General features: G+C 60.7%; 28 protein-coding genes and 4 pseudogenes. 22 read left to right on the top strand and 10 right to left on the bottom strand.

Annotated features, from left to right (window positions below; all coding sequences use genetic code 11):
- Position 1: 1 nt before the first annotated feature.
- From KZO24_RS28830 to KZO24_RS28795, 8 genes are all read left to right on the top strand, one after another.
- Positions 2-469 (top strand): cobalamin B12-binding domain-containing protein, encoded by a 468-nt coding sequence (locus KZO24_RS28830; RefSeq protein WP_486487803.1) that lies wholly within the window; start codon positions 2-4, stop codon positions 467-469.
- Positions 462-1,022: an AMP-binding protein gene (locus tag KZO24_RS28825; RefSeq protein WP_486487802.1), complete on the top strand. Its 561-nt coding sequence runs from the start codon at positions 462-464 to the stop codon at positions 1,020-1,022. The genes KZO24_RS28830 and KZO24_RS28825 overlap by 8 nt, the downstream gene beginning before the upstream one ends.
- On the top strand, positions 1,019-2,077 hold the full coding sequence (locus KZO24_RS28820) for a class I adenylate-forming enzyme family protein (protein WP_486487801.1): 1,059 nt from the start codon (positions 1,019-1,021) through the stop codon (positions 2,075-2,077). The genes KZO24_RS28825 and KZO24_RS28820 overlap by 4 nt, the downstream gene beginning before the upstream one ends.
- An 83-nt stretch (positions 2,078-2,160) precedes the next feature.
- Positions 2,161-3,009 carry an isocitrate lyase/PEP mutase family protein gene (locus KZO24_RS28815; protein WP_486487800.1) on the top strand — a complete coding sequence of 283 codons (849 nt, stop codon included), beginning with the start codon at positions 2,161-2,163 and terminating at the stop codon, positions 3,007-3,009.
- Between the two features lie 82 nt (positions 3,010-3,091).
- A complete protein-coding gene (locus tag KZO24_RS28810) occupies positions 3,092-3,859 on the top strand; it encodes a 2-oxo acid dehydrogenase subunit E2 (RefSeq protein WP_486487799.1) in 768 nt (255 codons plus the stop codon).
- Positions 3,860-4,087: 228 nt separating this feature from the next.
- Positions 4,088-5,209 carry an NAD(P) transhydrogenase subunit alpha gene (locus KZO24_RS28805; protein ID WP_486487798.1) on the top strand — a complete coding sequence of 374 codons (1,122 nt, stop codon included), beginning with the start codon at positions 4,088-4,090 and terminating at the stop codon, positions 5,207-5,209.
- Positions 5,210-5,237: 28 nt separating this feature from the next.
- Positions 5,238-5,528 carry an NAD(P) transhydrogenase subunit alpha part 2 gene (locus tag KZO24_RS28800; RefSeq protein ID WP_486487797.1) on the top strand — a complete coding sequence of 97 codons (291 nt, stop codon included), beginning with the start codon at positions 5,238-5,240 and terminating at the stop codon, positions 5,526-5,528.
- Position 5,529: 1 nt separating this feature from the next.
- Positions 5,530-6,912: an NAD(P)(+) transhydrogenase (Re/Si-specific) subunit beta gene (locus tag KZO24_RS28795; RefSeq protein ID WP_486487796.1), complete on the top strand. Its 1,383-nt coding sequence runs from the start codon at positions 5,530-5,532 to the stop codon at positions 6,910-6,912.
- Between the two features lie 128 nt (positions 6,913-7,040).
- On the opposite strand, the gene KZO24_RS28790 is transcribed toward KZO24_RS28795, so the two are convergent.
- Complete coding sequence (locus KZO24_RS28790) at positions 7,041-7,439, bottom strand: transposase (protein ID WP_486487795.1); 399 nt, start codon at positions 7,437-7,439, stop codon at positions 7,041-7,043.
- Positions 7,440-7,606: 167 nt separating this feature from the next.
- On the opposite strand from KZO24_RS28790, the gene KZO24_RS28785 reads away from it, so the two are divergent.
- From KZO24_RS28785 to tnpC, 4 genes and pseudogenes are all read left to right on the top strand, one after another.
- Positions 7,607-8,546 (top strand): IS630 family transposase gene (locus tag KZO24_RS28785; protein ID WP_486487794.1). Its coding sequence is split into 2 segments (ribosomal slippage): positions 7,607-7,947 and positions 7,946-8,546, totalling 942 coding nucleotides; the frame shifts between segments, so codons are not numbered across the junction.
- Between the two features lie 404 nt (positions 8,547-8,950).
- Positions 8,951-9,310 (top strand): IS66-like element accessory protein TnpA, encoded by a 360-nt coding sequence (gene tnpA / locus KZO24_RS28780; RefSeq protein ID WP_486487793.1) that lies wholly within the window; start codon positions 8,951-8,953, stop codon positions 9,308-9,310.
- Positions 9,294-9,647 (top strand): IS66 family insertion sequence element accessory protein TnpB, encoded by a 354-nt coding sequence (gene tnpB / locus KZO24_RS28775; protein ID WP_059150138.1) that lies wholly within the window; start codon positions 9,294-9,296, stop codon positions 9,645-9,647. The genes tnpA and tnpB overlap by 17 nt, the downstream gene beginning before the upstream one ends.
- Before the next feature lie 41 nt (positions 9,648-9,688).
- Positions 9,689-10,882: pseudogene (tnpC, locus tag KZO24_RS28770) on the top strand (IS66 family transposase); the annotation flags it as partial.
- A gap of 267 nt (positions 10,883-11,149) precedes the next feature.
- Here tnpC and istB read toward each other — a convergent pair.
- From istB to KZO24_RS28755, 3 genes and pseudogenes are all read right to left on the bottom strand, one after another.
- Entirely contained in the window at positions 11,150-11,926 is a 777-nt protein-coding gene (istB, locus tag KZO24_RS28765) for an IS21-like element helper ATPase IstB (protein ID WP_486487792.1), read from the bottom strand.
- 15 nt (positions 11,927-11,941) lie between these two features.
- Positions 11,942-13,495, bottom strand: a complete 1,554-nt coding sequence (istA, locus tag KZO24_RS28760; protein ID WP_486487791.1) for an IS21 family transposase — start codon at positions 13,493-13,495, stop codon at positions 11,942-11,944.
- A 163-nt stretch (positions 13,496-13,658) separates the two neighbouring features.
- A pseudogene (locus KZO24_RS28755) lies at positions 13,659-14,062 on the bottom strand (ATP-binding protein); the annotation flags it as partial.
- A gap of 304 nt (positions 14,063-14,366) precedes the next feature.
- Here KZO24_RS28755 and KZO24_RS28750 point away from each other — a divergent pair.
- The 3 genes from KZO24_RS28750 (at position 14,367) to KZO24_RS28740 (ending at position 16,604) form a co-directional block, all read left to right on the top strand.
- Positions 14,367-14,552 carry a hypothetical protein gene (locus tag KZO24_RS28750; RefSeq protein WP_172704968.1) on the top strand — a complete coding sequence of 62 codons (186 nt, stop codon included), beginning with the start codon at positions 14,367-14,369 and terminating at the stop codon, positions 14,550-14,552.
- Positions 14,536-16,263 carry a recombinase family protein gene (locus KZO24_RS28745; RefSeq protein ID WP_486487790.1) on the top strand — a complete coding sequence of 576 codons (1,728 nt, stop codon included), beginning with the start codon at positions 14,536-14,538 and terminating at the stop codon, positions 16,261-16,263. Before KZO24_RS28750 ends, KZO24_RS28745 begins: the two co-directional genes overlap by 17 nt.
- A gap of 125 nt (positions 16,264-16,388) precedes the next feature.
- Positions 16,389-16,604, top strand: coding sequence for a helix-turn-helix domain-containing protein (locus KZO24_RS28740; RefSeq protein WP_486487789.1), 216 nt, complete (start codon positions 16,389-16,391; stop codon positions 16,602-16,604).
- A gap of 31 nt (positions 16,605-16,635) precedes the next feature.
- On the opposite strand, the pseudogene KZO24_RS28735 reads toward KZO24_RS28740, so the two are convergent.
- From KZO24_RS28735 to KZO24_RS28710, 6 genes and pseudogenes are all read right to left on the bottom strand, one after another.
- Positions 16,636-16,989 (bottom strand): annotated as a pseudogene (locus tag KZO24_RS28735) (ATP-binding protein); the annotation flags it as partial.
- A 174-nt stretch (positions 16,990-17,163) separates the two neighbouring features.
- Positions 17,164-17,682, bottom strand: a pseudogene (locus KZO24_RS28730) (transposase); the annotation flags it as partial.
- A gap of 127 nt (positions 17,683-17,809) precedes the next feature.
- Positions 17,810-17,923 (bottom strand): EthD domain-containing protein, encoded by a 114-nt coding sequence (locus KZO24_RS28725; RefSeq protein WP_486487788.1) that lies wholly within the window; start codon positions 17,921-17,923, stop codon positions 17,810-17,812.
- A gap of 50 nt (positions 17,924-17,973) precedes the next feature.
- Complete coding sequence (locus KZO24_RS28720; RefSeq protein ID WP_486487787.1) at positions 17,974-18,885, bottom strand: LLM class flavin-dependent oxidoreductase; 912 nt, start codon at positions 18,883-18,885, stop codon at positions 17,974-17,976.
- 24 nt (positions 18,886-18,909) lie between these two features.
- Positions 18,910-19,884 carry an SDR family oxidoreductase gene (locus KZO24_RS28715; protein ID WP_486487786.1) on the bottom strand — a complete coding sequence of 325 codons (975 nt, stop codon included), beginning with the start codon at positions 19,882-19,884 and terminating at the stop codon, positions 18,910-18,912.
- Positions 19,885-20,005: 121 nt separating this feature from the next.
- Complete coding sequence (locus KZO24_RS28710) at positions 20,006-21,085, bottom strand: LLM class flavin-dependent oxidoreductase (protein WP_486487785.1); 1,080 nt, start codon at positions 21,083-21,085, stop codon at positions 20,006-20,008.
- Positions 21,086-21,326: 241 nt separating this feature from the next.
- On the opposite strand from KZO24_RS28710, the gene KZO24_RS28705 reads away from it, so the two are divergent.
- The 7 genes from KZO24_RS28705 (at position 21,327) to KZO24_RS28675 (ending at position 25,642) form a co-directional block, all read left to right on the top strand.
- Positions 21,327-21,629, top strand: a complete 303-nt coding sequence (locus tag KZO24_RS28705; RefSeq protein WP_486487784.1) for a hypothetical protein — start codon at positions 21,327-21,329, stop codon at positions 21,627-21,629.
- A complete protein-coding gene (locus tag KZO24_RS28700) occupies positions 21,626-22,171 on the top strand; it encodes a hypothetical protein (RefSeq protein ID WP_486487783.1) in 546 nt (181 codons plus the stop codon). The genes KZO24_RS28705 and KZO24_RS28700 overlap by 4 nt, the downstream gene beginning before the upstream one ends.
- A 26-nt stretch (positions 22,172-22,197) precedes the next feature.
- Complete coding sequence (locus KZO24_RS28695) at positions 22,198-22,587, top strand: nuclear transport factor 2 family protein (RefSeq protein WP_486487782.1); 390 nt, start codon at positions 22,198-22,200, stop codon at positions 22,585-22,587.
- Between the two features lie 48 nt (positions 22,588-22,635).
- Positions 22,636-23,385, top strand: a complete 750-nt coding sequence (locus KZO24_RS28690; protein WP_486488438.1) for an SDR family NAD(P)-dependent oxidoreductase — start codon at positions 22,636-22,638, stop codon at positions 23,383-23,385.
- Between the two features lie 40 nt (positions 23,386-23,425).
- Positions 23,426-24,301, top strand: a complete 876-nt coding sequence (locus KZO24_RS28685) for an NmrA/HSCARG family protein (RefSeq protein ID WP_486487781.1) — start codon at positions 23,426-23,428, stop codon at positions 24,299-24,301.
- Complete coding sequence (locus KZO24_RS28680) at positions 24,298-24,828, top strand: SRPBCC family protein (RefSeq protein ID WP_486487780.1); 531 nt, start codon at positions 24,298-24,300, stop codon at positions 24,826-24,828. The genes KZO24_RS28685 and KZO24_RS28680 overlap by 4 nt, the downstream gene beginning before the upstream one ends.
- 67 nt (positions 24,829-24,895) lie before the next feature.
- Positions 24,896-25,642: an NADPH-dependent F420 reductase gene (locus tag KZO24_RS28675; protein WP_486487779.1), complete on the top strand. Its 747-nt coding sequence runs from the start codon at positions 24,896-24,898 to the stop codon at positions 25,640-25,642.
- Positions 25,643-25,656 lie beyond the last annotated feature (14 nt).

Here is a 25,656-nt window from a genome sequence, read left to right as displayed (position 1 = left end):
TATGTCTGATCTGCGCCTCAATCGCGAACTCGGCCGAGTGGGCCTCGGCATGCTAGGGCTCGACGTCCACACCAAAGGCATCAGGACATTGTCCAAACGCCTCGAAGAATATGGCTGCGACGTCTCCTTCTTTGGCGAGCACCTCACGGTCAAACAACTCGTTGCGCAAGCACGGGATGGCGATGTCGACCTCGTCGGCATAAGCTTCTCATCGGGCGCCTATGTGGAGCATTGCCGCGACGTAGTGAAGGCCATGGAGGCCGAAGGTCTGGACATCCCGCTCATGATTGGTGGCCTGATCCACCAAGACGATCACGAGGCTCTTAACGCTCTCGGAATAGAAGGCATTTTTGGTCCGGGATCCAACATTGATGACATCGTCGCCTTCATCAAGAAGGTGACCGAGGAGCGGGTTACCAAGCGTGTTAGCGAGCAGAATGACGTCCGTCAGGAGCAGATCGATGTCTAAAGCGGTCACGATGCAGAGCTCGAACTTCTTTGCTAATCGAGACGCAGAACCCTCTTCCTTCACGTTGGGTGACCTGCTGCGGGAATGCGCCGCATCAGTTCCCGACCGTGTCGCGCTGAAAGAGAGCCCCGACCCCGCGACCGGCCATCAACGCGCCTGGACTTACGCTGACATCCTGGATGGGGCCGAGCGCACCGCTCGGGGCTTGCTGACGCTGTTCAAGCCGGGAGACCACGTAGCGATCTGGGCGCACAATGTGCCAGAGTGGTGGTTCGTGGAATTCGGCGCCGCGCTCGCCGGGATCGTGCTCGTGACGATCAATCCGGCGAGCCGCGAGAACGAGATCACCTACATCCTCGAAAACTCGGGCGCCGTTGGTATCGTGACTGTCCGACACTGCCGCGGCACCGACCACTTGGCGATGCTAAGCAAAGTACGCGAAACGCTGCCTAACCTGCGCGAGATCCTGATCCTGGACGATTGGGCTGACTTCATGGCGGCTGCTCCCGGTGGCACCCCCTCCCCCAGGTGCATCCCGAAGATCCGGTCATGATCCAGTACACCTCGGGCACGACCGGCAAGCCCAAGGGTGCCCGCATGCGCCATCGCGGCATCGTGAACAGTTCCAAGTTCGCGACAGAATGCTTCGATCCGGGCGACGGCGCGGTCTGGCTCAACTGCGTGCCGATGTTCCATACCGGAGGCTCGGTCCACTCATCGCTCGGCGCGTTGTGGAGCCATGGCACGATGATCCTCCCGCCTCACTTCGATCCTGGCACGATGCTGAAGATGATAGCGGAGGAACGTGTTACCTTGACGACCACGGTGCCGACCATGGCTATTGCGCTGCTGGAGCATCCAAGCCTCCCCGAGCTCGACCTCAGCAGCCTGAAGGTGCTCGCCTGCGGCGGAGCACCGGTTGCGCCTGAACTGGTTGAGCGCATCGAGCGCGAGTTCAGCTGCGACTTCGTCATGCTCTTCGGTCAGACAGAAATGAGCGGCATGATCTGCCAGACAGTGCGCGGCGACACCGTGGACCATGTCACACAGACAGTCGGTACGCCGCTCGGGCCGACCGAGGTCAAGATCGCCGACGTTCAAACCGGAGAGACGCTGCCCATCGATACGATCGGCGAGATATGCCTACGCAGCCCTTGCGTTTTACAGGACTACTACGGAAACGATCAGGCGACGCGTGACGCGATCGATCCGGACGGTTGGTTCCATACGGGCGATTTAGGTACGGTTCGCGCCGATCGCTACCTGACGATCACCGGGCGCTCCAAGGACATGCTGATCCGCGGGGGCGAGAACATCTACCCGCGCGAGATCGAAGACCAGTTGCTGATCCATTCGGCCATATCGAACGTCGCCGTGTTTGGCGTACCCGATGCCCACTGGGGTGAGCAGATCGCGGTTGCCATCAAGCTAAAGCCGGGTCGAGTTGCCGAGGAAAGTGAGTTGCGCGACTTTCTGCTGGAGCGCATCGCGAAGTTCAAAATGCCGAAGTACTGGTGGTTCGTCGATGAATTTCCCACCACGACCTCGGGCAAAGTCCAGAAATTCGAACTGAAGGCTCGCTACATGGACCTTCTCAGCCAAGCCTGACTTCCGCACGCACCGTCCAGTACGCACTGCCTAACAATGGAGGGCGCACCGCTCGCCACTATTGGGATTGTGGGAGAGAAACGATGAGCGCCGCCAAGACACTGCGCGACCTGCTGGCAACGCCAGAAATGATGGTAGTTCCCGGCGTCCACGACGGACTTAGCGCGCAGCTGGCGCGTGAAGCTGGGTTCGCGTCCGTCTTCATGGGCAGCTATGCGATCACCGCATCGGCTTATGGCGTACCGGATGCCGGCCTCGTACCTGTCGCCAAGCTGGTCGAAACGTACCGCGAGATGGTGGACGCGACCGGCCTCGCCGCCATGTGCGACATCGACGACGGCGGCGGCAGTCCCCTCCACATTGCCAGGAACGTCCGCCTAGTCGAGCAGGCCGGGCTTGGCGGCGTGCAGATGGAGGATCTCGACTTGTCGGTGGGCAAGTACCTGCCCGGTACCAAGAAGCGATTGCTCACCCAAGAGCGCATGGTCAAACACATCAAGGCCGCAACCGACGCGCGGCGCGATGCCGATACGGTAATCATGGCGCGCTGCGATGCACGCGATGCGTCGACCTTGTCCGAGGCCATCGACCGAGTGGGGGCCTATGGCGAAGCTGGTGCGGACCTGGTCGTGGTGCCTTTTCTTGAGATCGAGGAAATCCCACAGATCGTGGGTGCTACCAACGCCGCGCTTGCCCACATGTTCATCCCAACCGACGCCAAAGACGCCGACGATCTCGCTCGCGCGCGTGCTCTCGGCGTCAAGTACCTGATGTACCCAGTGCTGTCGGTGTGGTCCGCAGGCCGAGCAATTCAGGAGGCCATGCACGAACTTCGGGACACGGGCAACGATGCCACGCGCACTCATGGCGGTGCCACATGGTCTATGATCAACAACGCAGTTCAATCAGATGAGTGGAGCGGTCTCGCCTGACGGAAAATTCCTTCGCACAGCTAAGGTTCGGCCCGCGTACTTGTCTTCGCACTAGACCATCAAACCTCAGGGGAGGCAGGATTTGACTCAAGCAAGCACCAGCAACGACCAGACGCCAGAGAGTGTCGCCGCGTCACTCGAGATGCGGGGCATCGCGCGCGGTTCTTACCGTTTTTCGCCCCATGGTGCGGTGCGCAAGCTGATCGCCAAGCGCATGACGGAGTCTCTTTATACGGCTCCTCACTTCTCTGCAGACATCCGCATAGAGGTCGATGCCTTGCTCGCGATGCGGCAAAGTCTGAACGCCGATCCTGCGCATCGCGTGTCACTGAACGACTGCTTTATCAAGGCAGCGGCTGAGGCGCTCACCCGCTGTCCGCAAGTGAATGTGACCTTTACCGAAACCGGCATGATCGCGCATCATTTTGCCGACGTCTCGTTTGCCGTCGCCATGGATGGCGGACTTATAACGCCGATCGTTCGCGACGCGGCGGGCAAATCACTCCTCGACATCTCCCGTGAGGCGCAGGATCTCGTTCAGCGGGCGAGGAGCAAACGTCTCAAACCGGAAGAATATTTCGGTGGCACTTTCTCTGTATCTAACTTGGGGATGTTGGGCGTCAGTCGGTTCGACGCCATCATCAATCAGCCGCAGGCAGCGATCCTGTCTCTTGGAGCCCCTGCTGCAGAGTATCTGCCTGGTCACGCTGGCCCCCGTGAAGCGAGGATCATCAATGTAACTTTGACGAGCGATCACAGGGCGATCGACGGAGCAACCGCCGCCCAGTGGCTGCAACAGTTCAAGCTTCTGCTGGAAGACCCGACTTGGATGGCACCCGCGGCGGCCTAGCAAGACGCAGCTAGGCCCGCACCCGCTGAATGTTAAGAACTCACCCAACGTTCGGCGACCTCGATCGGTCGATGAACGACCTATCCGCCTAGCACATTGAGCATTGAATTCGAATTTGTATTAGATTATTCGCCGCGCAGTCGTGAGCCGGCCGGCGGTCACTTCGTGCCAATACTCGTTTCAGCATCAGCAGCCAGGGGCCGCATTCGGAGCCTGATGGAGGAAATCATGAAGATCGCGGTCCTCAAGGAGGGCGCCATTGGAGAAACGCGTGTCGCGGCGACTCCAGAAACCGTCAAGAAGTTCGTCGCCCTTGGTGCAGAGGTTGCGATCGAGAGCACGGCCGGCTTATTCGCCTCCATGGCCGATGATGCGTACACTTCGGCCGGAGCCTCGATCGCCGATCGGTCTTCTGTGTTGGCGGACGCAGACGTTCTGCTCGGTGTGCAAGGACCGGACCCCGCATCGTTGTCGGGTGCCAAGTCGGGCGCCTGGGTCGTCGCCGCGCTTAATCCGCTGGCAAACCGCGAACGCATCGCCGGCTACGCCGAAGCTGGCCTTGAGGCGCTGGCAATGGAGTTCATGCCCCGGATCACCCGCGCGCAGTCGATGGACATCCTGTCCTCGCAGTCGAACCTTGCGGGCTACAAAGCCGTCATCTTGGCCGCAGCGGCGTACGGACGCGCCTTTCCCATGATGATGACCGCGGCCGGCACTGTCTCGGCCGCGCGCGCGTTCGTTATGGGCGTCGGTGTCGCGGGCCTGCAGGCGATTGCCACTGCGCGCCGCCTGGGCGCTCAGGTCTCGGCGACGGATGTACGCTCCGCCACCCGGGAACAGATCCAGTCGCTCGGTGCAAAGCCGATCTTCGTCGAAGCCGTCCCCGGCATCGAGGGCGAAGGCGCGGGCGGCTACGCCACGGAGATGAGCGAGGACTATCGCCGTGCGCAGGCTCAGCTCGTGTCGAGCCACCTCGCAAAGCAAGATATCGTGATCACGACCGCCCTGATTCCCGGCCAGCCAGCCCCGCAGCTGATCTCGGATACACAGATCGCGACGATGCGGCCTGGTTCGGTGATCGTCGATCTCGCTGCAGGGAGCGGTGGCAATGTCGAAGGGGTCGTCTGCGGCGAGACCACACAGCGCCACGGCGTGCACATCATCGGCGCGCAGAACATCGCCGCCAGCATGGCGGCGGACGCGTCGGCCTTATTCGCGCGTAACCTGTACAATTTCCTGTCCGCCTTCTGGGACAAGGAGGGCGGCAGGCCGGTGCTAGACGCCGAGATCGGCGACGCCATCAGGCTCACGCGCGGCGGTCAGATCGTAAACCAGAGGCTGCTCGGCTGACGCCAGCATGATGAGGGGATTTAGCGTCATGAACGCTGTCTACGCCGACTACCTGTTCGTCTTCATACTCGCTGCCTTCGTCGGCTTTCAGCTTATCAAGAAGGTATCCCCGCTGCTTCACTCGCCGCTAATGTCGCTGACCAACGCGATCGCTGCCGTCGTGATCGTCGGTGCGATCGCGATCACCGGAGAGGCGGATGCAACTCCGCTCGCGCGCACTCTCGGGTTCGTCGCCGTGCTCGCGGCTACGATCAACCTGGTGTCGGGGTTTCTGATCACCGACCGCATGCTGAAGATGTTCAAGCGCAAGGGCTCCTGACATGAGCGATTTGGTACCTTATGCGGCGATCGCCGCTTCCGTGCTGTTCATTCTTGCGCTTATGTGGATGAGCCACCCGTCGACGGCTCGCCGCGGTGTGCGCGCCGGCGAGCTGGGCATGGTGATCGCGATCATCGGCGCCCTGTTGCAGCACGAAGTCGTCAGCTACGACCTTATCCTGATTGCCATGGTCATCGGCACCGGGATCGGCATCCCGATGGCGTACCTGATGCCGATGACCGCCATCCCGCAGCGTACCGCGATCAGTCACGCGTTCGGCGCTCTGGCCGTGGGCCTAATTGGCGCGGCCGAATACTACAAACACGCTTTACCGGGGAATGCGGGTGCCTTCGTGATGTGGGCACTCATGTTCGAGATGTTGCTTGGCTTCCTCACCTGCACGGCATCCGTCGTCGCGTTCGCCAAGTTGCAGGAGCTGATCGGCGCGCGACCCGTGGTATTTGCTGGCCAACGCATCTTCAACGGACTAGTCGCATTCGCGACTGTCGGCCTTGGCGCATACCTCGCGCTTACGCCTTCAGCGGCCGCGCTGTTTCCGGTCTTCATAGGGTTAGCGTTGCTGTTCGGCGTCCTCCTCGTCATCCCAATTGGTGGTGCCGACATGCCTACGGTAATCGCGCTTCTTAACAGCTACGCGGGGCTTGCGGCGAGTGCGATGGGCTTTGCACTCGGCAACAAGCTGTTGATCGTCGCCGGCGCACTCGACGGTGCTTCAGGTTTCATCCTTGCAATGATCATGTGCAAGGCCATGAACCGCAGCTTTGCAAACGTCATGTTCGGTGGGTTTGGCGCGGTGGTCGCAGGCTCGACCGGAGCCAAGGACGATCGGGTTGTCCGTTCCGCATCGGCCGAAGAAGCGGCGCTGCAGCTCGAAAACGCCGAGCGGGTGGTCATCATTCCAGGATACGGTATGGCCGTCGCCCAAGCGCAGCACAAGGTGGCGGAGCTTTATCAGGCGCTGACCAGGAAGAACGTGGACGTGAAGTTTGCCATCCACCCGGTGGCGGGACGCATGCCGGGCCACATGAACGTGCTACTGGCCGAAGCGAACGTACCCTATGAGCAGCTGGTCGAGCTTGAGGACATCAACCCAGAGATGCCGCATACTGATGTAGCTTTGGTGATAGGCGCCAACGACACCGTGAACCCGGCCGCTCGCGACGATCCGAGTAGTGCCATCGCGGGTATGCCGATCATCGAGGCGGACAAGGCACGCTCCGTCTTCGTCATCAAGCGCAGCATGAATGCGGGCTTCGCCGGCATCGACAACCCGATCTACTACAACAGCAACACCCAGATGCTGTTCGGCGACGCGAAGGACATGACCGGGGCGATGGCCAAGGAACTCAGCGGAGACCCTTAGATCGCCGACGCAATTTCCCACCGCCAGGAACAGCGTATGCCCACGCTAGAAAAACGAGTACCTGATGCGGCCAATCTGCCTGGTGAGCGTCCGGCCGGCTGTTTTTAGGCGAAAAGACAGGTGGCCGGTCAGCTCATGCCCGGCAGGACAAATTCCTCCGTGAAGGTCATCCGCGATAGCGCGCGATCCGCGAAGATCGCCTCATCCTCGGTCGTGATGCGAGCCTCACGAGCCAGCATCGTCAGCCACGACACGCGCCAGGCAACGACGCAGCACAAGGCGATACAATTGGCCAAGCGGTTGACCGTAGTCAGGCGAAGTTCTTCGATCCGGCACCCGGTTTTCAGGGTTCGGAAGAATGTCTCGATCTTCCAGCGTTTGGAGTACCAGCCAAGCATATGAACGGCATCGGCGTGGTTTTTGACAGGTAAATTTGTAATAAGCTTCCAGTTAATCCGTTCGCGATCTTCCGGCGGACTGATTTCTTCGGCATGGATGACCTGAAGCTCTTGGTTTATGTATTTCATCTGTTTTCCGATTGGGGCCGGACCGTCATTGTCGCATATCGTATTGATAGCGTTGCCCGCTGCTCCTTGCCTTTAGAGCGGTTTTCGACCGTTCTGAATCGGTCTGGGATTCCCTTCGGGCGCGATTTCTGATTCAGAATCCGTGCTGGTGAAGGAGGCCGGCATGGATGGCTCTTTCGATGGATTTGCGCACTCGGCTGTTGGCAGCGGTGGACAGTGGATCGAGTTGCCGTGCTGCGGCGGCCCGGTTCGGTGTTGCACCATCAACGGCGGTCCGTTGGCGGGCACAGCAGCGCGAGACGGGTGACATAGCCCCAAAGCCGCGCGGCGGGGATATGCGCTCGCGGCGGGTGGAAGAGCGGGCAGCGGACATTCTGGCCATTTGGGAGGAGCGCAGGGACATCACCCTCGAAGAACTACGTCTGGCGCTTGCGGACAAGGGAATGGCCGTTTCCGTGGCCGGGCTACATCGCTTTTTTGTTCGCCGTGGCCTGACGCGCAAAAAAGACAGGCCATGCGATAGAGCAAGATCGACCAGACGTCTTGAAACAGCGTCAGGACTGGTTCGAGGGTCAACTCGATCTCGAACCGGAGCGCCTGGTCTTCATCGACGAAACCTGGACCGCGACCAATATGACCCGCAGCCACGGACGTTGCCCGAAAGGCGAGCGACTGCGGATGGGCTTCCCGCACGGCCACCGCAAAACCACCACTCTCGTCGCTGGCCTGCGCATGACTGGCATGGTCGCGCCCATGGTGCTCGATGGACCGATTAACGGTGACTGGTTCGAAGCCTACGTCGCTCAGGTCCTCGTCCCGGAACTGCGGCCCGGCGACGTCGTCATCATGGACAACCTGTCGAGCCACAAGCGCGCATCGGTGCAGGTGCTCATCGAGGCTGCAGGCGCAACCCTGCGCTTTCTCCCGCCCTACAGCCCAGACTTCAACCCGATCGAGAAAGCGTTCTCCCGCCTGAAGGCCATGCTCCGTAAAGCGGGCGAGCGAACGGTCAGCGGCCTGTGGAGCTTGATCGGCAAACTCGGCGATATCTTCCAGCCTCAGGAATGCGCCAACTACTTCAGATCGTGCGGCTATGAACCAGAATGATCGAAAACTGCTCTAGCATTGCGGAATTGGATTTCGTGGGTCCCGCTGCACGGCGTCCTTTCCATAACTTGGGCGATGGTCGTCTTGCCATCTTGCGCCAAGCGGTCAACGCAGCTGCGCACGAGGAATTTGGTACCGAGCTCTTCAGCCAAGCAATAAAGCTCGTAAATATCGCTTTCCCGGTCTCCGATATGTACACATCGCCCCGGCTCTCCAGCCAATTCGGTAGACCGTAAGCGCGAAATTCCGCGCACCTGTTCGGTTGAGTGACGCGGTGTGAAGGATGTGTCCACCAAGGAAGAGGTGGACACATGGAGTTGGCACCGATGGGCCCCTATGGGCTCGAGGTTGTAAGGGTGACGAGTAACGGCCGGCGCTATTATGGTCGGGCGGGGAAGGCACGGTTGATCGAGGCGTGCCTCGAGCCGGGCATATCGGTGGCGAGGCTTGCGCTGGAGCATGGTGTCAACGCCAACCAACTGCGCAAATGGGTCAGGAAGTATCAGGAGCGGCAGAGTGCGAACGGGCAGCGGAGCACGGGGCAGTTGCCGGATCCGTCGGCGTTTATCCGGGTGGAGACGTCTCCGGCGCCTGCGGAGCGATACACTGCTGGGATCGCGCCCCGGTCTGCGGGATTGGTACCGTCAGTGCGGTTGCAGGCGTCGATGCCAAATGGCGTATCGCTGACGCTGGAGGGGTGTGACGCGCAGTTGCTGGTGGTGATGATCGATGCGCTGGGGCATTGCCATGTTCCGGCTCGCTGAAGATCTGCGCGTCTATCTCCACCGGGATCCGATCGACTTTCGCTGTGGGATCAACAGCCTTGCGATCCTGGTCGAGCAGTCGATGGGCCTCAATCCGTTCGAGCGCGCGGCGTTTGCCTTTTGCAACCGGCGCCGGACCCGGATGAAGCTGCTGTTCTTTGACCGGTCGGGCTTTGTATTGGTGCTCAAGGCGTTGACGGAGGACAAGTTCCGATGGCCCAAACGAGCGGAAACGGTGGTGGCGCTCACCGCGGAGCAATTGCGATGGCTGCTCGACGGGATCGATATTGACGCGATGGTCCCTCATCCGGTGCGGCAATATCAGTTTGTCGGTTGAAGGCCGTTGACGCGGGAACGGGCTTTCGATTCAAGACTGCGATGGATCGAGGCGGCGTCCCCACTATTGCGGAATTGATGGCGCTTCTGGCGACGAAAGCCGCTGAGGTCGAGGCATTGGCGGCCGAGAGAGACGCCCTTGCCCGGCGCATCCTGAAGCTTGAGGAGGAACTGGCGCTGGCGCGGTTGCACCGCTTTGCGCCGCGCAGCGAAAAGCACCTGGATCGTGTCTTCAATGAAGCCGAGCAGGCCTCCCTGGAGGACGATGCCGACGATGGGCACGACGACGTCGATGAGTCGGTCGCCGCCGATCTTCCCGACACGGGATTGCCGGAGGCGAAAAGACCGGAAGGAAAGAAGCGCGGGCGCAAGCCACTTCCTGCCGACCTGCCGCGCCAGCGCGTCGAATATGACCTCGCCGACGACCAAAAGGTCTGCCCGTGCTGCAGCGAACGAATGCATCGCATGGGGGAAGTGGTAACCGAGCAGCTTCACATCGAGGTGAAGGCCACGGTTCTTCAGAATGCCCGCGCCAAATATGCATGCCGCAATTGCGACCGCACCGGGATCGCCACGCCGATCGTCATTGCGCCGATGCCCGCACAGCCCTTGCCGGGCAGCATTGCCACGGCCTCGACGCTGGCCTTTGCCCTTGTTCATAAATACGTCGATGGCACACCGCTGTATCGTTTGGCGCAAACCTTCGAGCGCGCAGGGGTACCTGTCAGCCGTGGTGCTCTGGGCCGTTGGGTGATCGCTTCGAGCGAGAGGCACCTGCATCGCATCTTTGACGCCCTGAAGCTGCGGCTCCGGTCCCAGGAGGTCATTCATGGCGACGAGACTACGGTTCAGGTGCTGAAGGAAGAGGGCAAGGCTCCTACCAGCACCTCGTATATGTGGGCCTACCGCAGCAGCGAGGACAGCGAACAGCCGGTCGTGCTGCTCGATTATCAACCCGGTCGCGGGCAGGAACATCCGCAGGCCTTCCTCGGCGACTATCGCGGTATCCTGATGAGTGACGGCTATACGGCCTGGCGCACATTGAAAGGCGCCACACATCTGGGATGCATGGCCCACGCCAGACGGCGCTTTGCCGACGCCCTCAAGGCGAGGAAGAAACAAGGCGGGCCGCCCGCACAGGCGCTCAAGTTCTTCGACCAGCTCTACCGGATCGAAAGGCAGGCGCGGGACGAAATACCCGATAAGGGGGAAACGCAGGCCAGCTACTGTCAACGTCACTGGAATATTCCCCAGAAGTGGCGATGTAAAATTCCCCACTTTGCGATTTTACGGGACGGCAGTTTCGTAGGCGGCACCTCCATTCTTTGGCGGTCTGCCGCGCCGCTTTGGTTCGGGTGCAATTGAGCTGGCAGGGGCGGGCAAAAGGTCGGCGTGCTTGCGTATTTCAGAAGTTCTGGACAGCCGTTTCACAAAATCGCGGACATGCGTTTCGCTAAGTCCCGGACAGTCGGCGCAGTTTGGTCATAGGTGCCTTGTTGTGGTTCAGGCGGTTATGATTTCGGCTTTCTCTATGTCGGTCAAGAGGGGCGCGGGTCGGGTTTTGCGCATGCTGTCGCCTTCGAGTGTTATGCGGTGGGCATTGTGTACCAAGCGGTCGAGGATGGCGTCAGCGATCGTGGGGGCACCGATCATTTCGTGCCACTGAGCGACCGGTAACTGAGCTGTAATCAAGGTGGATTTACGCTTGTAGCGCTCCTCGAAGATTTCAAGCAGATCGCCGCGCTGCTGCTCGGTCAGCCCATGGCTGCCCCAGTCGTCGAGCACGAGCAGTTGGATGCGGGTGAGCTTGTCGATCAGGCGCGGGAAGCGGCCGTCGAGCCGGGCCATTGCCAGATCTTCGAACAGTCGGGGCATGCGAACGTAGAGTACCGAGTAGTCGAGCCGGGCTGCCTGACGGGCGAACGCACACCCCAACCAGGTTTTCCCCGTACCGGTTGGCCCTGTAATGATTAGATGTTCATGCGCCTTGAGCCAGTCGCCCTGCGCAAGCGCCAGGACGCTGCGGCGATCCAGCTTGCGGTGCGCGGCGAAGTCGATGTTCTCGATACAGGCGTCGCTGAATCGTAGTCGCGCGGCCGCAAGCCGGTTGGCGAGCCGCTTGTCACAGCGCATCGCCATCTCCCGATCGAGCATCAGCCCGAGCCATTCGTCCCGGGCGAGCCCTTCGCTTCCCGCCTGTTCGGCAAGTTCACGGTAAGCACTCGCCATCCCGGCGAGCCCCAGCGTCTGCATCTGGTCCAACATGGGGTGTGTCAGCATGATCGTCGCTTCCTTTCACTGATAGTAGACCCCACCGCGGATGTTGCCGTGCGATGGAGCTGGCCGGATCGGTTCTTGGGCAGGACTGGCCTGATCCAGCCCGGATTTGAGGATCGAGAGGACCGAGGCATATGTGGTGGCCTCGATTGCCAGCGCGCGGTCACAGGCCGCATCGAGACGGACATGGCCATAGCCGCGCCCTAGCGAGAGGATGCCCATCGCCGAGCGATAACCCTGCTCGGGATGGCGCCGATCACGCATCATGCGCTCGACCATGACCGCCACGTTGGTGCCCATCCTGGCCGCGCGCTCGATCAGCGATGCCGGCGTCCGGTCGGCATAACGCTGGTGAGCCTTGGGCATGTGGGCGTTGACGGTGATGTGGAACCCGCGCTGCGAACTGCGAACATGGCTGGCGACCCGTTTGTGATCCTGGAAGATCTCAACCACCCGCTGGGTCAGCCGCACATCGACCTTGCGGCCGATCAGACCATGCGGAACCGAGTAAAAGTTGCGGTCGACGGCAACGTGGTAATCGGGATGAACCTTGGCGCTCTTCCATTCAGCGTATTCGAACGGGGTAACCGGCAGCGCCTTGAGCGCCGCGCGTTCGATCTCCTCGAACAGCTCGCGGCGCGAACGACCGACGTGACGCATCGTCTTGCCATTGAGAACTTCGAGCAAGTGGCCGATCTCGGCATTGAGCACCGCCAGGTCGAAGAACTGCCGATTGCGCAAGCGCGCGATGATCCACCTTTCCGCGATCAGCACCGCGCCCTCGATCTTCCCCTTATCCCTCGGCTTCGCCGGCCGGGTCGGCAGGACCGTCGTGTCGTAATGCTCTGCCATCGCAGCAAAGGTCGTAGTCAGGGTCGGTTCGAACCATAGCGCCTTGGCCACCCCCGCCTTGAGATTGTCGCAGACAATGGAAGCGGGCACTCCGCCGAAGTACTCCAGCGCCCGGACCTGGCCCTCAATCCAGTCAGGCAGCCGCTGGTGCAGGCTCGCCACCGCAAAGGTGTAGCTCGAGGCCCCCAGCACCGCGACGAACAGCTGTGCTTGGTGGATCTCGCCGGTGCCGGGGTCGATCAACGGGATCGTTTGACCGGCGTAATCAGTCTGCATCACCGCACCGGCGGCATGCCGATGCCGATAGGTCGGGTGGGCGCGCTTCTCGTGCGCGCCGAACTTGTCACAGAACCACGTGTAGCCAAAGCCGTCGGGATGAGCCTCGCGGTATTCCTGCCACAACAACAGCAGCGTCACGCTTTTGCGCTTCATCTCACGGGAGACCAGTTGCCAGTCCGGCTCGCTCGTATCCCGCGGCGGCCGTCCCATTTGCCGGAAGAGTTTGCGCTCCAGCGCAGCGTCATCGCCGCCGTCATCTGGCATCGGCCAACTGTCTAGCCCCGCCTCACGCGCCCGCAGCAGGTAAGTCGACACGGTCGACTTGCTTAGCCCAAGCCGCTCCGACACTTCGCGCACCGAGAGCCCACTCTCATGGGTCAGCCGCAATATCGATCTGATGTCCTTCACGTCCGCTCGTCTCGGTTGCTTCCGTCTCGGCATGGTCCCTCCAAGCTCCGCTTGCGGGGACGTTCATGCCAAACCGGCGCACCCAATGACCAACCGCACAAACTGTCCGGGACTTAACGAAATGCCTGTCCGGGACTTTCTGAAATCACTGTCCGCGACTTACCGGAATCGCTGTCCGGGACTTTCCGAAACACGCAGCGTGCTGCCGTAAGCGATAGCTGGACCCGACGATCTGGACGACAATCGCGTGGTGAAGCAGCCGGTCCAGGAGCGCCGTCGCCACCACGGGGCTCCCGAAGATTTCCCCCATTCTGCAAAGCCCCGGTTGGAAGTGAGGATCATTGCGCTTTTTTCGTATCGGGCGTTAACGAGCTGGAAGAAGAGGTTGCCGCCACCGGGCACCACGGGAAGATAGCCGATTTCGTCAATGATCAGCAAAGCCGGGCGGCAGTAGAAGCGAATCCGTTCGCGCAGCGTGCCTTCACGTTCGGCTTTGGCGAGCGATCCGATCAGATCAGCCAGTGGCAAGAAGTATACGCTCTTGCCGGCCTTCACCGCTTCGACCCCCAACGCGGTGGCAAGATGGCTTTTGCCGGTGCCGGTCGAACGGGGCTCATAATGCCCAATATCAGCGAAGCGGTGGCGAGGTGCAGGTCTGCTATGCGTTTCACCCTCGCTTCCGCGAGAAGATCGTTGTCGTTGGCAGGCAGCGTTATTGCGGGGAGGCGGCTTATGTCGGGCGCCAATCTGACGGCAGCCTGGCGCTGGTGCCGGTATGGATGACCGAGGAACCTGCGTCGGCCATGGCGATAGTGGAGATGCCACGTTTTTCGCTCGCGTGCCTTCGCGATCTGCGTCGTGAGATCGATGACTGCCTAAAATCGCTCCGCGACGATCTCGCGTCGTGGAGGAGACGACCATGCAGCAAAGGCAACCGCGCAAGCCGCGACAACTAGACCTGTTCTCTCCCGTGGTGCCGGTAAAAGCCTTTCCCGTCGGTGCGCAGGAACGGCTCCTTCCGCTGATTTCGGCCCTGCTGAGGGAAGCAGCGAGTCAAGTGAAGGAGGCAGACCATGAAGATTTTGCCTGAGCATTTTGCGCGCGGCGCATATGTCTATGTGCGCCAGTCGACAGCCGACCAACTCGCTAACAACTCGGAGAGCCGGCGTCGCCAATATGGCTTGGCCGATCGTGCCCGCGATCTTGGCTGGAGCGATGTCACCGTTATCGATGACGATCTCGGGCGCTCGGGCTCCGGTGTCAGCCGGCCTGGCTTCGAGAAGCTTCTGGCCGCTATCTGCGAAGGTCGCGTCGGCGCGGTACTGGCGATCGAGGTGTCGCGGCTCGCCCGCAACGGTCGCGATTGGCACACGCTGATCGAGTTTTGCGGCCTCGTCGGTACGATCATCATTGATGAGGACGGCATCTATGAGCCGCGTCATCCCAATGACCGGATGCTTTTGGGCATGAAGGGAACGATGAGCGAACTCGAACTCTCGATCCTGCGCGCCCGCTCACTTGAGGCGCTCAAGGCTAAGGCACGGCGCGGCGAGCTCTTCCTGACGGTCGCGGTTGGCTATGTGAAGTCGCGACATGATCGCATCGAGATGGATCCCGATCAACGCGTGCGCGAAGCTCTGGCACTCGTCTTCAAACGCTTTTCCGAGCTGCAGAGCATTCGCCAGGTTCACCTCGCGCTCCGGAACGAAGGGATCATGCTGCCAGCGATCTGCTACACACGTGAGGCAGGACGATCGATTGTCTGGAAGCTGCCTGTTTACAATACCGTTCACCACATCCTCACTAACCCGATCTATGGCGGCGCTTATACATTTGGCCGCACTTGCAGCCGTGTCACCATCGAAGAGGGGCGCAAGCGCATCGTCCGCGGTTTCAGGCGGGAGCGGGCCGACTGGGAGGTCTTGATCCCAGACCATCATGAGGGTTACCTCAGTTGGGCGGATTTCGAGAGGAACCAGCGTTTGATCGCCGATAACGCCACAAGCAAGGGCATGATGCCCCGCGGCGCACTGCGCAAAGGCGAGCTTCTGCTCGGTGGACTCCTGCGCTGTGGTCATTGTGGGCGTAAGCTTCACGTTTGCTATTCCGGTAGCAACGGCAACACTGGTCGCTACAACTGTCGCGGCGCTCTCATCAACCATGGAACCGACCCATGCATCGGTTTCGGTTCGTTGCGCGTCGATCAGGCGATCGGCGCCGAGGTTCTCGAACGTCTTCAGCCGCTCGGTATCGAAGCGGCGCTTACAGCGGTCAAGGCATCGAACCAACAGGTCAACGAGAAGCGGCAGCAAGTGACGCTGGCGCTCGAACAGGCTCGCTATGAGGCAGTCCATGCGCAGCGCCAGTATGATGCCGTCGATCCCGACAACCGGCTCGTAGCGGGTGAACTTGAGCGCCGCTGGAATGTCGCTCTGGCTTTGGTACATGAGCGCCAGGCCGAGCTGGATGCGCTCGACAGCAGAAAGCCAGAGGCATCGGATGATAACGAGCGGCTCGAGATCCTCCGTATGGGTGCCGATCTCTCCGAAGCGTGGAATCACCCCAAGGCAACAAGTGTCACACGTAAGCGCATCATTCGCGCCGTGGTGCGTGAGATCGTCGTGCGAATTGATGACGACCAGATCAAGATGATGGTGCATTGGCAGGGTGGCGATCATACCGCGCTCGCTGTCAGGAAGAATAAGGCGGGTCATCATCGCTGGAGTTCGCCCCCGATCTCGAACCGCTCATCCGGACGCTGGCACGACAGCTGCCCGACAGAGATATTGCATCGCTCCTGAACCGGCTCGGGAAGGTCACGGGGCGTCAGAACGGTTGGACGCAATCACGCATTTGCAGCTTCCGCAATCAGCATGGGATAGAGGTCTACAAAGCGGGCGAACGCGTCACGCGTGGCGAACATACAATGCAGGAAGCCGCCGAGATGCTGGGAGTACGGCCAATGGCCGTGTTGCGCATGATCCGTGCCGGCCGTCTGCCCGCTGAGCAGTACTGCAAGGGGGCGCCTTGGGTGATCCGGCGGGACGATATTGAGCGTCCAGACATCAAGCATCACGCTGAAAGCGGCATGCGGCGTCCACTATCAAAATTAAGTGACCAGAGGACGATGACTTTTCAATAACATAGCGAGGTGGGTATTATGTCGTGGGATCGGGCGGGCCCAGCAGATGGACCACCTCACATCGATCAATGAAGTTTAGCTCCGCCAGCGCCATGATGCGCATCTTGTCGAGGGAGGGCTGGAAGGCGAAGTCATATCCCGCCAATGTCTTGATCGGCCCGAGCCGGCCCATCATCAGCGCCGTTTTGATGCGGCGGTTCTCGCGGAAGGTAAGCTCTTCGACGAGTAGCTGGTCGATAGCTTCCAGAGCGGTAATTTCACCGCGCTCAAGCATTCCGATGCACGTGTCGACGACCTCGATCGCGCGAGGCATCTTGAGGCCAACCATGCAGGTCTTGATCCGGTCGAGCAGCGATGCGCTGGGTTCAGGGAGAAGCGAACTCATGCGACACCGCCCGTAGCCAGGCGTTGGCCAACGGCTTCATAAACGTCGAGCGACCGCAAGACGACAAGATCGCCGGCAAGAGCTGGAGGGATCGCCGCGCTGTGTTTGCGATTGGTCGTCTGCCGATGCCCGGCGAGCGTTGAGCGTTGCCGCCCATCGAGCAAGGGATGCGAGGCAATGAGCTGCGGTTTGCATCGTCTGGCGATGAGCGAAGCGCCCCCAGATCAACCGAGAATAACCCAGCACGATCGAGAACAGCCAGACGATATGAACGACGCCGGGCTCGGCGCTGAAGCTGACCCGGAACTGCGCGAAATCGACTTGTGCCTGCTCGCCTGGCTGCGTTTCAAAGCGGACGGCAAATCTTTTACCACCCCCAACCGGGCGCAGAGCACGAACCTCGTCGCGCACCATGCTGTAGCCGCCCTCGTAGCCACGTTCGGCGATTTCACGCAGCAAGCGCTGCGCGGTCAGGCCCGGATAGGCCTCGAGCCGGACACGCAGATAGTCGACGTGTGCGTCGATAGCACGCCCTCGTGGCTGGCGCGGCCCATAGGCAGGCGGTTCCAGCCCTCTGGCGATGTATTTGCGAACGGTTTTGCGATCCACCCCAGCCTGGCGGGCTATCGCGGCAACTTTCAATCCTTGGCGATGTAAATCGAGGATCATCATCAGATCTCCAAGCTTCTTCATCGCGTCAGCACTCCAGGTCAGGAGCAGCATGCACGATATGGCTGAGGTCCGGGCTGTCCGGGGCTAGCCCCGGACAGCCCGGACCTCAAAGAAGTGGGGAATATTCAATCGCCACTTATGGGGCAGATTACTCCGCCAGCGACACCGCGACCATTGGAATATGGACGTTCTCATAATGGGTGCGGAATTCCTCGAACGAGATGCCCTGCTTGCGCTTCATGAACATCATAAGCTTCTTCATCGGCTGCTCTCCCTTATAGCAAAGAGTGAGATGGCACCGGTCGGTGCGCCTTAGCCCGCACTGCCCGCTAGCAGAGGTGCGAGCCGCTCCAGACTGGCCCAGTCCGGCGTCACGTCGTGCCGTCGATTGTCGACATCATCTCCGGGCGACCGGATGGGATTGATCACCACCCGGGAGGCACCTGCTTTAAAATAGGCATCGACGCGAGACCTAATCCCCTCGGGGCTGCCCCAAGCCACGATCGCATCAATCAGTCGCTCGCTACCGCCGTCAGCGAAGTCCCCAGCCTCGAACCCGACTTTCAGGTAGGCGGACTGATAGTAGGCAAGGCCGATGTACATCGCTAGGAAAGTCCGGGCGACCTGCCTCGCCTCGCCGGGATCCTCGTTCAGGATGCATGGGAAATTGGCGGTGATCTCAAGATTGGAGCCGACCTGTTCCCTCGCCTCTCTCACGCTCTGCACGGGCAGAACCCACGTGATGATGCCGCTGGCCTCTTCGACGGCAAGCTTTTGCAGGCCGCGGGCGTGGGCCGCGATGTGCAGCGGCACAGGTTCCGCGGGCGTTGCATGCGCCAGGGCCGCTCCGTTTACGGCTTTGAGGTATGAGGTCATCTTCTTGACCGGGGCCAGCCACTCACCGCCGCGCATCTGCACGATCGCCTCGTTGGACGCCCCCAAGCCCATCAGGAAGCGGCCGGGGTAGTACTCAGCGAAAGTATCCCGCGCCTGCGCTGCCGCCATCGCATCGCGGCCGTAGACCGTGACGATCCCAGTGCCCACCTTCAACGTGGTTGTGCCATGAAGGATGAAAGAAGCGGCGATGAAGGGATCGCGGCTGAAAGAGTCCAGGAGCCAGATACTTTCGTAGCCCAGCGCTTCGATGGACCGGGCTAAGTCGGTCAATGTCGGTCCGGCCAGTTCATAGGCCGGCTGGCTTAGAAGGACGCCTACGTGGCCCATGGTTTCCTCCATTCGATTACTGTATCAAGGTCCGCCGCGGCACAGGGTCAGGCTGCCACTGAGCCAATCCGGGTCGAGATCCTCGTGTTCGGAACGCCAGTCCTCGTGCGCCGCCCACTGACGAAGCGTCTGCATCCTCACCGGCAATTCCTGAAGCACGGGCTGCATATCCACCTCGAAGGGGCGCCAGGCGGACTCATTGTTGAAGGTGTAGAATTGGCCCATCGCCTCGACGTAGGCCTCTCGCGCGATTGTGTTCTCGAGGCCGACCTCGCCGTGAACCCGGGCCGCCCACTCGTACGGATTCTCGTATTGGTAGGTGATTGGCTTACCGAGAACGTCGGAGAGAGTGTCAACCACATCCTCCACTGACAAGGTTTCCGGTCCGCCGATCGCATTGCGCCAGCCGATCAGTTTCCCGTTGTCGAGAGCAGCATCAATGATCTTGGCCACATCGGACATGGCGATCAAGTTCGCCAACATCCCGGGGCGTTGGCAGTAGCGGTACAGCGCCTTGTTCATCAAGCTCGGCTTGGCAAATCTGGTGATCAGGTTGTCCATGAACAAGACTGGTCGGAATATGGTGACGTTCAGTTCGGGGTCGGCGACGATGTCTTCGAGATACAAAACCGCATAGTAGTAAGGCTGCCCGCAAGCCGCGTCCGGCGCCCAAATCATCGAGTTGTAAATGATGCGTGGCACTGTCGCCCGTTTTACAGCCGCTACCAGGGTTTGAGCGTAAACAGGGCTCTTTTCACCAGCCAGCGAGGGAAACGCGCTACACACCGCATCCACACCCTCGAACGCGGATGCCAGATCATCGACGTCGGGGAAGTCCGCAGCGACGACTTTCATATCGCGATCAGCGCCGCAAGCGAACAGACCGGCGTCTCTTGTTAATGCGCGAACCGATGTTCCAGACGCCAGCAGTTGCCGCACAACCGCTTGGCCCATTCTGCTGCTAGCGCATGCTACTGCGACCGTGCGGCCATGTTGCATCCGCGCTCTCCCTCCTTCTCCAGCTGTGGCAGCGACGACTCTAGCAACCGCTACCAGCGAAGCGATTAAGCTGATTCACACCCAGTCGGAACCGCGCCGCGCGGCTCCGCTCAAATGAAGATCAAGCTGCGGGACTCGATGTCTCGGCAGGCGGGCTTACATCCTGGGAAACAACCGGGATGACTTCGCTGGCGATCAGTTCGAGGCTCTCCCATGCGACGTCCGGATCGAGACCGGCGACGAGCGGGGCGACGGTAACGTGCCGCCCCAGGCTCTCCTGCTCACGGAAGAAGGCGACGGCCTCCTCCGGCGTGAATACCCGATAATCGCCCGAGGCGCGAAGTGCATCGGGGTTTTCCGCCGCCCGGAAGCTGGTGCGCTGGCCTAACTTGGCAGCGAACTCGGCATAGCCATTGGCTTCATGCAAGGCGTGCGGACCGATCTTGGCCCAGGCGCGGTCGGGATCGCGCGCCACGTAGATGCCTTTCGGACCGGCACCGTTAATGATCGGGCCGGGTTGCTTGCCGGCCTCAGCGCAGAGCCGTCGGTATTCCGCGACAAGCTCGGGCTCTACGAACATCGGGTAGTAGCCGTCCCCATACTGCGCCGCCCGGCGGGCGGTAGCCTTTACGCTTCCGCCGATAAACAAACGCGGACCACCCTTCTGAACTGGCGGCGGGGTGACCTTAATCTTGCGGCCTTCGTATTCAAAGGTCTCGCCGGTGAACCCCTGCTTGAGCGCGGCGAGCTTCTTGTCAAGGATCTGCCCACGCTCGGAAAGCGGAATGCCGAACATGTCGAACTCATCAGGCACGTAGCCCAGACCGATAGTTACATCGAGGCGGCCGTTGCTGATGATGTCGACCACGCAGCAGTCCTCCGCAATGCGGATCGGATCGTGCAGCGGCAAGATGATGGCCGATGGCTGGATGCGAAGTCTCGAGGTGCGACTCGCCATGGCCGCACCCAAAACTAGTGGCGAAGGATTGTAGTCGTCGTCGCTACAGTGATGCTCGGGCAACTGGATAGTATGAAAGCCCTTGTCGTCTGCCCATGCGACCTGTTCAATCGCCGCCGCCGCCAAAGCTACCGAGCCGATCCCGATCGAGGGGCTCCGCAGATCATATCTCAGCCAAATCTGAACCACTTTCCAACTCCCATTGCATTTTGTCCCTGCGGGCGACTCGCGGGCAACGGCCATGAACCGCTTCCACACGGCTTGGCGGTGCGCCTAGTCCTGTTCACGGGTCCGCAGCGGATTTTCTATCCCGGCCCAGCATGCTTGTCCACCCGGCAATATCTACTTGGAATTAGAATTATATTGCAATGCTGCGGTGGGCTCGATAGCAATCGCCCGTGTCCTCCCATGTGCCGTCAAGAGACGGGCAAGAGGATTGGCCGAAGCAGGTGTCTCCTGCGTGCCGTTGACCCGAGGGGATGATGTGAGCAAGTTCGTTGCGAGCGCGATAACGGTAACGCTAGGCATATTGCTGGCTCCTCTCAGCTATGCTCGGCCCGTTACGAACGTGGCCATCTCCGGACCCGCGAGCGGGTCATCATCGGTCGCACAGCCGATAGAAGCCCTCGCCAGCGACAGCACCGTGCCTGCGGCGCTCCGGGCGATCACCGACTCAGGCGTGATCGTCGTCACGGCGCAGCGCGGCAGCGAGCGCCTGCTGGGCGTACAAATTGCGGTGAGCGCGGTGACGGCGGCCGTTACCCAGAACCTCGGGCCTGCCAAATGAGCGACATCGCGTCGGTCACACCGGGCGCCGCCTCCATGACCAGAACCGGCTTCTTTCCGCCCTACATCCCCGGTATCGGCTCGGGTTTCGTTTCGGTCGGCCCCGGCGCACCCGTCGCTGTCTCGGAAGACGGCGCGTACCCGACCTCGACCCTGACACTCGACGAGATCATCGACACTTTCGACATCGGCACCATCCCAACGCTTCTGCGTCCGCGGCGCATGCTCGACGGGCGCAATGCCACTGGCGCGGTGGTCATTAGCAACAGCGCCGATCCCACAGAAAAATTCGGGGCGCGGGTGCGCGGCGAACTCCGGAATTTTGAGCGGGGGCAGAACACCGGCATGATCAAGATACCGCCGGCGGACGACTTGGTGCTGCACGTCAGCAGCAGCTTGAAGGACGATGGCGGTTTCTTGCGCAACCTGCCCACCCGCGACAAAGACGGCCTCGGTCGCACTTACAACTTGCGCGCCAGGCTGCGCTGGCGGCCCAGTGCTGCGGACACAGGGCCGGGGGCAGCTACTACCATAAAACCATGAGTTAATTTATTCCTGGAGGCAAGACGATGGAAAGCGCGAGAAAACTAGCCGTGCGCGGCTATATCGATGCGGTGGGTCGGGGCGATGGCGCAACGATCAGCAGACTGGTTACCGATAACTACGCCCACGAGTTCGTCGGAACCACCGAGTTGGCCGGCAAGAGGCGGACGCTGCTCGAGATTCTCGAAATGCTCGAAGGATTCTCCTCAGCGATGGTCAGTCCAGCGACTTTCACATTTCACGAGATCGTCGAAGAAGGCGATTGGGTGCTGGCTTCGTTCACCGGCAATTGCTCGTTAAATAACGGAAAGCGCTTTGACGGCGAATACTACATCTCGGTCCAGTTCGAGGGCGACAAGATCCTCTACCTACGCGAACTGATGGACACAAAGCTCGCCGAATATGCTCTTTCCTAGTCGGATCCGCGCCGCATAGCATGAATGAATGGTTTGAGAGGATTCATGATGTTCGACCTAACTGGGAAAGTAGCCATCATTACCGGCGCCGCCAGCGGTATGGGTGCCGCGGCAGCACGCATGTTTCAGGAGATGGGGGCGAGCGTCACCATCGCCGACATCTCGGATGAAGCCGGGAAAGCATTGGCGAGCGAACTGGGCGACAAGGTGCGCTTTTCGCACTTGAACGTCACCAACCCAGCCGATTGGGAGCAAGCGATTAAGGAAACCGAAAAGGCGTTCGGTCCGGTCAATGTGCTCGTGAACAACGCGGGGCACCCTGGTTATCAGAAGTCACTGGCCGACCTGAAGCTGGAGGAATATCGCGCGATCTGCGCGATCAACCAGGAGGGAGTGTTTCTCGGCATGAAGCATGTGCTGGCCTCGATGATCCGCGCAGGCGGCGGCTCGATCGTCAACAACTCGTCGGGCTATGGCCTTGTCGGCGCCGCGAATAACATGGACTACTGCGCGTCCAAGTTCGCCGTCACCGGCATGACCAAGGCTGCGGCCGTGGAACTCGCTCCGCACAAGATACGGGTTAACTCGGTCCATCCTGGCGTGGTGCTGACGCCGATGGTTACCGAGACGATCAAGGTGATCGGCAAGGCGGCCGACGTGTTCATCGCCCGTATGCCGCTCAACCGTGGCGCGCAGCCTTCCGAGATCGCCAGCGTGTTCGCATTCCTGGCATCGGAAGCCGCAAGCTTCATGACCGGAACGGCGGTGCCGGTCGATGGCGGTCTCACCGCACAATGACAAATGTGACCAAGTACCGTATTGTTGAGAGGTAATATGGATGGCAAAGACAGTCGCTGTGTTCGGCGCGACGGGCACTTCCGGCGGTGCTGCGATGCGCCACCTCGTCGCCGCGGGTTTTGAAGTAAGGGCGGTTATGCGCGACACCGCTACACTTGCCGCCCAGCAGGCCAGCGCGCTCGGGGCGGAACCCGTGGCGGGCGACCTGGATGACCGCGCATCGATCCGCGCAGCCATCGACGGAGCGGATGCCGTTTATTTCACCGGCCCGTCGTTGACCAACCGCTGGGACATCGGGCAGGCCGTCCAAGGTATCAACGCCGTCGATGCCGCCATCGAGGTGAGCACGCCTCACTTCATCCTGCAGTCAGCCCTGGTATCCGACGCGCGCGGTGTTTTGAGTATCGGCTCCAAGCGTGCCATCGAAGAGCGGCTGGCCGAACTGCCCCTGAGCACTACCATCGTGCGCCCTGGCTTCTTCATGGAGAACCTGCTGCGGTTCTTCGCTCCGGTCATGAAGAATGGCGAATTGGTGCTCGCGATCCCGATCCCGCCTGAGAAGGAGAACGGGCTGATCGCCGCCGACGACATCGGCAAGGCGGCAGTGGCCGTCATCGCTGATCCGGAGCGATATGCAGGTGCGGAGATCGACCTTGTGTCGGAGGTCGGCAGCCCCAACGCCATGGCAAAGATCTTGGGTGAAGAGCTAGGCTACGGCGCCCGGGCGGAGTACATCTCGCTGGAGGACATCATGCGCGATTGGCCGCAAGGGTATGACGATCTCTACTGGCTAGGGACACGTACAACCATCGACAACCCCGCCAATCTGGCGGCATTGATCGGCGGAACCAAGAGCTTCCGTGATTGGACGCGGGACACTTTCATTCCAGCGTTCCGCGATGCAGAAGTAAAATGAAGGAAACGGCGACCATGGCTCAAGTTTATCGCGTATCCGGTTTCCATCAGGGCCGGATTGACGCCGACATCGCGAAGGTATGGGCCCTCATCACAGATTGGGGGACTTTGGCCTGGTTCGATGACGGCAGCAATTCGGAAGGCATGAAGCTCATGGACTGCTGGCTGGAAGGTGAGCCCGGAGCGGTCCCTCGGACCCGCGTTATGTCGCGCGGCGAAGCGGCGGTCGAGAAAGGTGCGCCTATGGAAAACCGGGAGGTCCTGCTTCTAGAAGATCCCGTCGCACACAGGCTCTTCTATGACGCCGAGGATGGATTCGTACCGGGTATCCGAAACTATATCGCCAGCTGGGCCTTGGATGAGATCGACGACGGCGCGTGCCAGATCACAATTACGTCGAATTTCGATGTCGTGCCCCCGGATATGGGCGAGACCTATCGTGACATGCTGCAGGGTATCTACGTCGCCATCGCCTTCAGCCTTCAAAAGCACTTTTCCAAGCAGAAGTCGCTCAAAGCGCCAGCCTGATTGCATCAGGGCGCCTCCCTTTGCTCAACCTGGCTGAAGCCGGCGAGACTTACGAAGGACAAAAGATATGAAAGTTGGCATTCTCGGAACCGGTCATATCGGCAAGACGCTCGTGCAGAACTTGAGCAAAGCCGGACATCATGTGAAAGTAGCCAATTCTCGGGGTCCCGAGACGATCAGCCCCCAAGTCCTCGCCAATGGCGGGCGTGCCGTGTCCGCCAAAGAGGCTGTCGAAGACGTCGAAGTACTCATCGTTTCGGTACCGTTCGAACGTATCCCTGATCTGAAACCTCTGATCTCCAAGATTCCCGATGACGTGGTCCTTATCGACACATCGAACTACTATCCCATGCGCGACGGCAAGATTGGACCTGTCGAAGCTGGTCAGGTGGAGAGCCAATGGGTCGCCGAGCAGCTTGGCCGACCGATCGCCAAGGCGTGGAATGCTATCGGGTCTGACTCGTTTGCAAGGCTTGGAGCCGCCAAGGGACAAGCCGGTCGCATCGCCATCCCCGTTGCTGCCGATCGCGACCATGATCGCAAGGTCACCCTGGCTTTGGTTGACGACAGCGGATTCGATGCGTTTGACACTGGATCGCTCGCGGAATCGTGGCGCCAGCAGCCGGGAGCTCCTGCGTACTGCACCGACCTCAGTCTCACGGAGATGCCGTTGGCCATGCAAGCGGCCGAGCGCGAGCGCTTGTCCAAGCGTCGAGACCTCGCCATGGTAGCTGTCGCCGAAAGAATGGGTGAGCGAGGGATCAATCCCGGCGCCGAGTTTCTCGTGCGGTTGAACCGCGCGCTATACATGTGAAAGCCTGGCATGCC

The sequence above is a fragment of the Novosphingobium sp. NFX11 genome (genome assembly GCF_057376415.1).
Note: the sequence above shows the minus strand (reverse complement) of the source record. Positions and strands in the feature narration are given on the sequence as shown.

Excerpts from the sequence above, each read along its gene's own strand:
- KZO24_RS28830 (WP_486487803.1), top strand. The coding sequence starts at position 2 with ATGTCTGATCTGCGCCTCAATCGCGAACTCGGCCGAGTGGGCCTCGGC.
- KZO24_RS28825 (WP_486487802.1), top strand. The coding sequence starts at position 462 with ATGTCTAAAGCGGTCACGATGCAGAGCTCGAACTTCTTTGCTAATCGA.
- KZO24_RS28820 (WP_486487801.1), top strand. The coding sequence starts at position 1,019 with ATGATCCAGTACACCTCGGGCACGACCGGCAAGCCCAAGGGTGCCCGC.
- KZO24_RS28815 (WP_486487800.1), top strand. The coding sequence starts at position 2,161 with ATGAGCGCCGCCAAGACACTGCGCGACCTGCTGGCAACGCCAGAAATG.
- KZO24_RS28805 (WP_486487798.1), top strand. The coding sequence starts at position 4,088 with ATGAAGATCGCGGTCCTCAAGGAGGGCGCCATTGGAGAAACGCGTGTC.
- KZO24_RS28800 (WP_486487797.1), top strand. The coding sequence starts at position 5,238 with ATGAACGCTGTCTACGCCGACTACCTGTTCGTCTTCATACTCGCTGCC.
- KZO24_RS28795 (WP_486487796.1), top strand. The coding sequence starts at position 5,530 with ATGAGCGATTTGGTACCTTATGCGGCGATCGCCGCTTCCGTGCTGTTC.
- KZO24_RS28790 (WP_486487795.1), bottom strand. The coding sequence starts at position 7,439 with ATGAAATACATAAACCAAGAGCTTCAGGTCATCCATGCCGAAGAAATC.
- tnpB (WP_059150138.1), top strand. The coding sequence starts at position 9,294 with ATGTTCCGGCTCGCTGAAGATCTGCGCGTCTATCTCCACCGGGATCCG.
- istB (WP_486487792.1), bottom strand. The coding sequence starts at position 11,926 with ATGCTGACACACCCCATGTTGGACCAGATGCAGACGCTGGGGCTCGCC.
- istA (WP_486487791.1), bottom strand. The coding sequence starts at position 13,495 with ATGCCGAGACGGAAGCAACCGAGACGAGCGGACGTGAAGGACATCAGA.
- KZO24_RS28745 (WP_486487790.1), top strand. The coding sequence starts at position 14,536 with ATGAAGATTTTGCCTGAGCATTTTGCGCGCGGCGCATATGTCTATGTG.
- KZO24_RS28740 (WP_486487789.1), top strand. The coding sequence starts at position 16,389 with ATGCAGGAAGCCGCCGAGATGCTGGGAGTACGGCCAATGGCCGTGTTG.
- KZO24_RS28725 (WP_486487788.1), bottom strand. The coding sequence starts at position 17,923 with ATGAAGAAGCTTATGATGTTCATGAAGCGCAAGCAGGGCATCTCGTTC.
- KZO24_RS28720 (WP_486487787.1), bottom strand. The coding sequence starts at position 18,885 with ATGGGCCACGTAGGCGTCCTTCTAAGCCAGCCGGCCTATGAACTGGCC.
- KZO24_RS28715 (WP_486487786.1), bottom strand. The coding sequence starts at position 19,884 with ATGCAACATGGCCGCACGGTCGCAGTAGCATGCGCTAGCAGCAGAATG.
- KZO24_RS28710 (WP_486487785.1), bottom strand. The coding sequence starts at position 21,085 with ATGGCCGTTGCCCGCGAGTCGCCCGCAGGGACAAAATGCAATGGGAGT.
- KZO24_RS28700 (WP_486487783.1), top strand. The coding sequence starts at position 21,626 with ATGAGCGACATCGCGTCGGTCACACCGGGCGCCGCCTCCATGACCAGA.
- KZO24_RS28695 (WP_486487782.1), top strand. The coding sequence starts at position 22,198 with ATGGAAAGCGCGAGAAAACTAGCCGTGCGCGGCTATATCGATGCGGTG.
- KZO24_RS28690 (WP_486488438.1), top strand. The coding sequence starts at position 22,636 with ATGTTCGACCTAACTGGGAAAGTAGCCATCATTACCGGCGCCGCCAGC.
- KZO24_RS28685 (WP_486487781.1), top strand. The coding sequence starts at position 23,426 with ATGGCAAAGACAGTCGCTGTGTTCGGCGCGACGGGCACTTCCGGCGGT.
- KZO24_RS28680 (WP_486487780.1), top strand. The coding sequence starts at position 24,298 with ATGAAGGAAACGGCGACCATGGCTCAAGTTTATCGCGTATCCGGTTTC.
- KZO24_RS28675 (WP_486487779.1), top strand. The coding sequence starts at position 24,896 with ATGAAAGTTGGCATTCTCGGAACCGGTCATATCGGCAAGACGCTCGTG.